This window comes from Yersinia sp. LJYL362 (assembly GCF_048323875.1).
The window spans coordinates 1-8,239 of sequence record NZ_JBLWEX010000012.1; the positions used below are offsets into that span (position 1 = coordinate 1).

Here is an 8,239-nt window from a genome sequence, read left to right on the forward strand (position 1 = left end):
CCATAACTCGTTGATTAACTGTGTTTTTAGGTAATTAGATATAACCAAAACAGTGCAATAGCACCATTTAGGTGCAAAGTCATTTCAATTTGTTTCTTTTTTGTTCTTTTGAGTAGTTAGATTTGTAAAATGGAGTGGATATCACACTTATAATCTATTTTTTATATATCCAAAGCCATTTATCGACTATTTAAAATACAAATAATCGAGGATGAATATCCTATTTGGTGCAACGTGGAAAAGAGTAAAGTATGAATGACATTAATAGGTTTATGAAAAGTGTGGTTTTAGAGTATCGTTAATTAGATAGGTTTTATAAAGCTGCCGATGAGTGATATAAAATCAAATAAGATATTTTTTAATTTAATGCAGAGAAAATGAACTATTGATGTTGTGAAGTTACTTTTTTACATACCAAAAGAGATATACCTCTTTAAATTTAGCTTAAGTAAAACGCCCTGTAGTGATATTAACTTACGTTACTATCCAGGGCGGTATAAGTCATATAGCCTGACTTATACTTGTGGTAAATCATTCTCATCCATTTGCACTAGCATGATGCCAGCACGCAATCCCAGCGCAACTCGCGGATTGGGGAACAAGATCCACTCATATTCATGCTCAACGCGATAGTACTCATTGAGCTGTTCTATCATCAATGTTCCTTGCGGATAGCGAGTGAAGTTTACCGTGTCATCCGCCACCCACAGTTTAAAATCAGCATGTTGCTTCAGGAGTGATTTAACGACACGATAAAATATCATTGGCTCGGTAGATCGAGTAGGCAATTGCCCTCCGCTGACTAATGCACGCAAACCCGCAGTGATCGGACTAAACTGTTCGAGCTGATTTTGCCCAAAGGGTAGCGCTTTACCCAATTCCAACGTACAACTGGCCGCCTGGCAGAACTCACTACTGAAGTGGGCAAAGGTTCCTCCCACCGAGGTATGCATAACTAATGCATCTAACTCACTATCTTTTAGCCAACGTAACATTGCCGCACAATAAGGCGTTGTTCGGTAAGGTAACAAACCAAATCGGTTATGATGTGAACCCCGAATGGCTGTATGTAGATCATAATGTAAACGTAAAGACAGTGGATCAGATGCAAAAAACTCCCCCACCTTTTGTTCGAGGATTTCAGCCCGTATTGCCTCATCAGTTAGTGAATAATTTTTATAACGCCCACCAAACATGCGATTGATATCTGCGGTGAGATAGCGTTCCCCGGCTCTGATAGCGGGCGGATTACCTAATATCACTAACAAACGCACTGCTAATGGCATCTGACTAGCTAATAAATCAGAGACTAATTGGTTTAGAATCTCAATCGGAGCTGTTTCATTTCCATGGATACCGGCCGATAACACCACTGATTGCGAACAGGTTCCGTGGGGGGTGAGCATCAACACCCCTTCATCCATCCATTGCCATTTAAGGTTTGATGTTTCGCCGCTAGTGAGTGGCGGTGGGGACCCCGATAGGGTGATTGACAGAAAATCTGGCATCATCGTCCCTTCCCTTTGCTTATCTTTTTTCATGGCTCATGCCGTTCGATTTTTGATATTTCTATTAAGGATGTTGGAACGGGTATATCGAACCTAAATTGAGTATTTTGGTCAATTCATCCAATGCTTGCCGCCCTTCTTGTAACAACTGTGGGTCAGCCAAGTCCTTAAATTGCAAGCGATCGCGATAGTGCTGGTCGACCCAATTATTCAGCGCAACAAACAAAGCGGGTGTCATCATCACTCTGCTATTCACTGCCGCTAACTCAGTATCATTAAGCGCAACACGTAGCCGTAAGCAAGCCGGGCCACCACCATTGTGCATACTTTCGCGCAGGTCAAAAACTCTGACCTCATCAATCGGACCACCGCTATTTATCAGTTCAGACAGATACTTCCACACCGCCGGGCATTCCTGGGATTCTTGTGGGATAACCAGCAGCATCTTGCCATTGGGTTTACTCAGTAACTGGCTGTTAAACAGATAGCTCGATACTGCTTGCGCGACAGAAACTTGTGCTGCGGGCACTTCAATGGTGAGCAGCTGTTGCTCAATTCGCCCCATTTTGCGACGCAGATCTTCCATTACTCGGATATCGGGTACAAAGGCATGTTGGTGGTGGAATAACACATTTTGGTTACTGACCGCGATAACATCATTGTGGAATACCCCTTGATCGATTACCGTCGGATTCTGCTGCACAAAAACAGTGCGTTCAGGGTCTAACAAGTGTAAACGTGCCACGGCTTCGCTAGCTTCTAATGTTTGGCGCGCAGGATATCGGCTGGGCATTGCCCCGCTTTCAAGCCCTTGACGGCCATAAACAAATACCTGAATCGCCGGGCGGTCATACTCTCCCCCCAGGCGATTATGATTAGCTGCGCCCTCATCGCCAAATAACTCAACAGAAGGCAATGCATCGTGGTGAACAAAGTGACGGTGATTATTAAAAATGCTTTTTAATATTGCCGAAGTTGTCTCTGCCTCGATGGCGCGATGAAATTTATTATTCAAATTTGCCACGGTAAAATGAACTCGCCCGTCAGCGCTGTCCGCGGCAGGTGATACTGTTGCCGCATTAGCGGTCCACATTGATGAGGCGGAGCTGACCGCCGACAATAGCCGTGGCGATTTGCGCGCCACTTCACTTAATACTTGCTCATCTGACCCACTAAAACCCAACTGGCGTAAAACCCCCATCGCTGGGCGCTCTTGCGGGGGAAGAACGCCTTGCTTGTAACCTAAATCGGCCAGCGCTTTCATTTTTAGCAGGCCCTGTTTTGCTGCCAGCCGTGGGTTGGAGAGCGTATTTTGATGCCTGGTGGAGGCCTCATTGCCAAAAGACAATCCGGCATAGTGATGTGTCAGCCCAACCAATCCATCGAAGTTAACTTCATATCCTGCCATCTTATTCTCCGTTCGCACCTATGAGTTAATCAGATAAGTGGGCTAATCAGGTAAGTCGAATGAAATGCCTGGCGACAGTGTTGCAGGCAGTGTCAGACTTTCACTTTCGAGTGATGCCATGGGCCAGGCACAATAATCTGCGGCATAAAATGCACTTGGTCGATGATTACCTGACGCCCCAACCCCGCCAAATGGAGCCGCACTGGAGGCTCCGGTCAAAGGTTTATTCCAGTTAACAATACCTGCACGGGCTTCCAATAGCAGTTGTTCAAACTGTTGCCTGTCTTCTGAAACCAGGCCGATGGCTAAACCAAATCGGGTTTGATTGGCTATTTTTAGTGCCTGGTTAAAATCGCTATAGCGAATAACACTCACCAGCGGGCCAAAATACTCTTCATCAGGGACCTCGCTGATACCGGTAATATCAATGATACCGGGGGTCAAAACCGCGCTTTGGCTATCAGGTCGGGTCATGGTTAATAAGGCTTTCCCCCCTAATGACAGCAAATGTTGCTGTGCTGCCAGCATTTTTTCAGCCGCTTGAGATGAAATCACCGCCCCCATGAAAGGAGCCGGTTGACTATCCCAGCGCCCAATACGGAGCGCTTTACTCACTGCAACAAAACGTTGTAAAAATGCATCACCTTCAGCGCCACTCTTGATCAACAAGCGGCGCGAGCAGGTACAACGCTGACCAGCAGAGATAAAAGCTGACTGAATCGCGAGGTTTACCGCTGCATCACAGTCTTTGACCTGCTCAACAATCAGGGCATTATTCCCCCCCATCTCCAACGCCAGAATTTTCTCCGGTTGCCCCGCCAGTTGCCGGTGTAAGTGGTAACCGGTATTGGCACTGCCGGTAAACAGTAAACCATCAATATCAGGTTGGGCCGCTAGCGCTTCGCCAGTGTCACGTCCGCCCTGAACTAAATTGAGTACGCCATCAGGAATGCCTGCCAATTGCCATAACTTGACTGTTTCTTCTGCCGTTAGCGGGGTCAATTCACTGGGTTTGAACACCACCGTATTGCCCGCTAACAAAGCAGGAACAATATGTCCATTGGGGAGATGTCCGGGAAAGTTATAAGGGCCAAAAACCGCCAATACGCCATGTGGCCGGTGCCGCAGCACTGAGATAGCGTCCGCCATCGGCGTTTGACTGCTACCGGTTCTGGTTTGATAGGCTTGCAACGAAATAGCTACTTTGCCCATCATGGCCTGCACTTCTGTTAGCGTTTCCCAGTGCGGTTTACTGGTTTCCAGACTTATCGTTCGCGCCAATTGCTGCTTATGTTGTTCGAGTAATACGGCAAAACGCTGAATAATCGCCACTCGCTGTTCCAGTGGCGTTCGAGCCCATGTGGGGAAAGCATCACGCGCGGCGCGACAAGCTGCGGCGACATCTGCGCTATCAGCGGCACGCGCTTGCCACAATAATTGCTGTTCCATAGGGTCATGTTTATCGAAATGGGCACCTTTGCCGGTGCGCCATTCCCCCTGAATAAACAATGCAGGATGGGTCATTTTTTGGTCTCCGGTGCAAAAAGGCTGATTATCCGAACCACATCCCCCGTCACAACACCCAGTGCCGCTGCATTGTCAGTGGTTAAATGCAGAAATTCGTCTGATAGATGGGTGTTAATTAATATGGAACGAAATTCTTGGTAACGGTCATTGGCCACTAAATAAGCGCTGCCACTTGGGTCAATATCAATATCATCAATAACCACTTTTCGCTGGCTGCTATCGCGCACCGCCCGCACTTCGTCGGTGTTGGCTTCCAAAGTCGGCCCACCATCAAAAATATCGACATATCCCTGATATTGCAGGCCTTCAGTCTCCAGAACCGCGCGAGCAGGTGCGGTGTGAGGATGAACCTGGCCTATCACCGCACGGGCTTCTTCTGCCAAAAAATCCACATACAGCGGGTGTTTCGGCATCAGTTCGGCAATAAACGCTTTTTGCCCCGTCCCACTCAGGTAATCGGCTTTTGCAAATTCGATAGCGAAAAAGTGACGACCGACATTTTCCCAAAATGGTGAACGGCCTTGTTCATCGGTGTAACCGCGCATCTCAGCAATCAATTTGCGCGAGAAGTGCTGGCGAAATGCGGCGATAAACAGAAAACGAACTTTCGATAAGAAGGGGCCGTTTTTATCTTTACGATATTCAGGGTCAAGAAACAGTGTGCAGAGTTCGCTATAACCAGTGTGATCATTGCTCAAAAATAGCGTCGGCACTGATTTGTACACATTGAGGGTTTTAGAGGCATGAACCAGTGTTCCCACGCGGAAGTTATACCAAGGGTCATTCATCCCCACAGCCACTTCTATCGCACTGACGCCCACGACTTTCTCTCGCTCAGTGTCTTCTAAGACGAACAGATAACCTTGCTCACCCGCAGCCAAAGAACCTTGCCAGGTATTTAATGCGCGCTCAATTCTGGCGGCGAGGTGTTGCTCATTTTGTGGCAGTGAGGTCATGCCAACGCCAGTTTTCCCAGCCAACTCCAGAATATCGGCTAAATCACGGCGTTCTACCGGGCGAACTCTCATCATATTCAAGGTCCTTGCTGACTGCCGATGTGTTACGGCTGATGTGTTACGACTTAGCCTTACGACAGACCTGCTCAATACCCATAGCAAGTCGGGCCAAGCCCTCTTTAATATCGTGTTGAGAAATAATCAGTGATGGTGCAAAGCGGACAACATCGGGGCCAGCAATCAGGGCGATTAACCCATGCTGGGCTGCGGCCTGAATGATATCTTTGGATTTACCAGCATAATCACTGTTCAGCACACAGCCGATCAACAAGCCGCGCCCGCGTATTTCAGCGAAAACCTTGTAACGCGCATTGATGTCAGCCAAACCATCTAAAAACCATTGGTGCCGCTCTTTCACACCCGACAATACAACTGGTGTATTGATGAGAGATAAAACGGTGCCTGCCACCGCACAAGCTAATGGGTTACCGCCGTAAGTTGTCCCGTGACTGCCGACATTCAGTGCGCTGGCATATTTTGTGGTCGTCAGCATGGCGGCTATCGGGAACCCACCCCCAAGAGCTTTGGCGCTGGTCAGGACATCAGGGGTGACGCCATAATGCATGTAGGCATACAACTCACCGGTACGGCCTACCCCGGTTTGTACTTCATCAAAAATCAGTACAGCATTATGGCGATCACACAATGCACGCAGGCCATGCAGGAACTCGTTATCTGCGGGTAATACGCCCCCTTCGCCCTGAATCGGCTCGACAATCACCGCACAGGTTTGATCGGTAATAAGGGCTTCGGCAGAGGCCAGGTCATTGAAAATGCCGTGGCTAATCCCCCCCGGCAGTGGAGCAAAATCCTGCGAGTACTTGGGCTGGCCTCCCGCCGAAACGGTGAACAGTGTCCGGCCATGAAAGGCGTTTCTAAAGGCAACAATCTGGTTCTTTTCGCCCTGCTGTCCCGGCTTATTGGCAAAATTATCCAAGGCATATTTACGCGCCAACTTCAGTGCTGCTTCATTGGCTTCGGCTCCTGAATTACAGAAAAATACTTTTTCAGCGAAGGTGGCATCAATCAGTTGTTTTGCCAGCCGCAACACCGGTTCATTGGTATAGCCATTGCCCAAATGCCATACTTTGTCCGCTTGCTCAATCAATGCGGCTTTTACCGCCGGATGCCCATGTCCTAAGGCATTGACGGCAATCCCTCCCGCAAAATCGATATAAGATTTGCCCTGTTGATCCCACAGTGTCGCCCCTTCGCCTCGTACCACAATAAAGTCAGCTGGAGCATAAGTTGGGACGATCCATTCATCAAAAGACTGTCGGGTAACCGGGATTGGCTGTTCCATAGTGGCCTCTTTAATCAGCGTAAATATGGGTTGAGAGACTTGTTATTTGAGAGGCCTATGGTTTGAGAGGCCTCTCGTTTGGAAGGCTTATTGCCAGGAATCACCCTGCCGCCCAACAAAATCTCTTATTCTGTTAACAATGAAGAATCAAATATATTCACCTGATATAAAGTGTAGAGCAGCTTTCGTGCCACACCGCTCACAATGTGAATAAAATGTATAAATCTCATTAAAACAAAGTTTTAAAATGCATAATTATGCAAATCACTCGCATTCATACTGTCTATTGACCATCAAAATGACCAACCAGAGGGGTTTAGCGCGAAATTGTATGCATTGGCAACCAATGTTGATTTTTGCTCTATCAGATCACACTTTTGCAACATAAAAGCAACACCGTAGATTCTTCACGCCCTATAAATGAGCAATCAATGCATCAATTGGGTGCATTTCTGCTACCGGGAAAGGGAGGATAAAAGGATGGACAAAGACGTTTATGCATAACAAGCGCAACAATAAGGCGGTTAGTTCAACAGCAGATTATGCGGTGATGGCCCCATTTTCTGGAGCCATCAGTATTAACCGATTAAAAAGGGGAAATGGCAGGATTAGCGTGAGCGATTATCAACACCACTGGTCAATTGAGTTATCAGCATAGCCAGAATACGGATGGCTTTTTCGCTTTGCTCCGACCAGGCAAATGAAGCATTGAGGCGAAAACAGTGATCGAACTGATTGCCAGTGGTAAACATTCGTCCCGGCGCAATACTGACACCCTGCGCCAACGCTCGCCGGTATAATTCACTGGCATTAAATGGCGGTTCCAATTCCAGCCACAGGAAGTAGCCTCCAGATGGATGGCTGATTTTGACGTTCTTGGGAAAGTGCTCAACCACCGCCTGACGCAACGCGTTTAGCCGCTGTTCCATCATACGACGCAACCGGCGCAAGTGAGTATCATACCCTCCTTGACTGAGGTAATCAGCAATAGCTAACTGAGTCGGAACACTGGCCGAAACGGTACTCATTAGTTGCAGATGTTGCACCCGCTGTGCATGTTCCCCCGCCGCCACCCAACCAACTCGAAATCCCGGAGCCAGACATTTTGAAAAAGAGGAGCAATGTAGAATTTGGCGGTGCTGATCGAGTGCTTTGGCCGGCAAGGGGCGCTCAGCACCGAAGTACAACTCACCATAAACATCATCTTCAATTAACGAAATATTATTCTGTTGCAGCAGCGCCACCAGCCGTTTTTTCTGCGGCCAGGACATCGTACTACCAAGCGGATTCTGAAAGTGCGTCATCAGCCAACACGCCTTGATCGGATACTGGCTGATGACCTGCTCAAGAGCATCGAGATCCATCCCATTTTGCGGGTGCGTGGTAATAGCAATAGCTTTTAAACGCAGGCGCTCTATGGCCTGTAGCGCACCATAAAACGCTGGAGATTCAATAACAACCCAATCTCCGGGCTGAG

At 47.8% G+C, this 8,239-nt stretch carries 6 protein-coding genes; all 6 read right to left on the reverse strand.

Annotated elements, in window-relative coordinates; translation table 11 throughout:
• Nucleotides 1-515: 515 nt before the first annotated feature.
• Nucleotides 516-1,508, reverse strand: a complete 993-nt coding sequence (gene astE / locus ACNSO8_RS00455) for a succinylglutamate desuccinylase (RefSeq protein WP_026017817.1) — start codon at nt 1,506-1,508, stop codon at nt 516-518.
• Nucleotides 1,509-1,572: 64 nt separating this feature from the next.
• On the reverse strand, nt 1,573-2,916 hold the full coding sequence (astB, locus tag ACNSO8_RS00460; protein ID WP_418393494.1) for an N-succinylarginine dihydrolase: 1,344 nt from the start codon (nt 2,914-2,916) through the stop codon (nt 1,573-1,575).
• Nucleotides 2,917-2,958: 42 nt separating this feature from the next.
• Nucleotides 2,959-4,440: a succinylglutamate-semialdehyde dehydrogenase gene (gene astD, locus ACNSO8_RS00465; RefSeq protein ID WP_019079221.1), complete on the reverse strand. Its 1,482-nt coding sequence runs from the start codon at nt 4,438-4,440 to the stop codon at nt 2,959-2,961.
• The gene (gene astA, locus ACNSO8_RS00470; RefSeq protein ID WP_019079220.1) at nt 4,437-5,474 is read right to left on the reverse strand and encodes an arginine N-succinyltransferase; all 1,038 of its coding nucleotides are present in this window, start codon (nt 5,472-5,474) and stop codon (nt 4,437-4,439) included. The genes astD and astA overlap by 4 nt, the downstream gene beginning before the upstream one ends.
• Before the next feature lie 43 nt (nt 5,475-5,517).
• On the reverse strand, nt 5,518-6,762 hold the full coding sequence (locus ACNSO8_RS00475) for an aspartate aminotransferase family protein (RefSeq protein WP_050160757.1): 1,245 nt from the start codon (nt 6,760-6,762) through the stop codon (nt 5,518-5,520).
• A 608-nt stretch (nt 6,763-7,370) separates the two neighbouring features.
• Nucleotides 7,371-8,239, reverse strand: an 869-nt coding sequence (locus tag ACNSO8_RS00480; protein ID WP_418393495.1) for a PLP-dependent aminotransferase family protein, incomplete at its 5' end; no start/stop codon positions are given.